The 659-nt window shown below is 53.9% G+C and carries 1 protein-coding gene; it reads left to right on the top strand.

The features are described 5' to 3' along the window. A partial coding sequence (locus tag DYL61_RS31180; protein WP_135311577.1) for an IS5 family transposase occupies nucleotides 1-537 on the top strand: 537 nt, incomplete at its 5' end. Between the last annotated feature and the right edge of the window lie 122 nt (nucleotides 538-659).

Raw genomic sequence — 659 nt, 5'->3', positions numbered from 1 at the left:
CCCAGTTCGACTAAAAACGAAGAGGGAAAGCGCGACCCCGAGATGCATCAGACCAAAAAAGGTAACCAGTATTTCTTCGGAATGAAGGCCCATATTGGCGCTGATGTCGAGTCCGGCTTGGTTCATCACGTCCACGGCACCGCCGCCAACGTCGCCGATGTCACACAGGTCGCCGAGCTTTTGCATGGCGAAGAAAATGCAGTGTATGCAGACGCCGGATACACCGGCGTTGAGAAGCGTGAAGAGCATGAAAATCGTGAAGTGATCTGGCAAATCGCGGCGCGCCGCAGCACCTATTCCAAGTTGAATAAACGCAGCGTGCTCTACAAGGCCAAGCGCAAGATTGAGTACTGCAAAGCCCAGACACGGGCCAAGGTCGAACATCCGTTTCGGGTGATCAAATGCCAATTTGGGTACGTGAAAGTGCGCTTTCGTGGGCTGATGAAAAACACGGCTCAGTTGACCACATTGTTCGCCCTGTCGAACCTGTGGATGGCTCGAAAACAACTGATGGGTATGGGCGAGTTGCGCGCTTAACATGGAAAACCGGGCGAAAAACGCCCTCGATGAACACTGCATCAGGTCGTTTTGAGCAAATAGCGCTGCGTGCCGTGCAAATTACGACTTGCGGCCGCCGCGCAGCAAGTTGATCGGAGCAT

Source organism: Pseudomonas nabeulensis, from assembly GCF_004682045.1.
In the GTDB taxonomy this organism is placed as follows: Bacteria; Pseudomonadota; Gammaproteobacteria; order Pseudomonadales; family Pseudomonadaceae; genus Aquipseudomonas; species Aquipseudomonas nabeulensis.
Note: the sequence above shows the minus strand (reverse complement) of the source record. Positions and strands in the feature narration are given on the sequence as shown.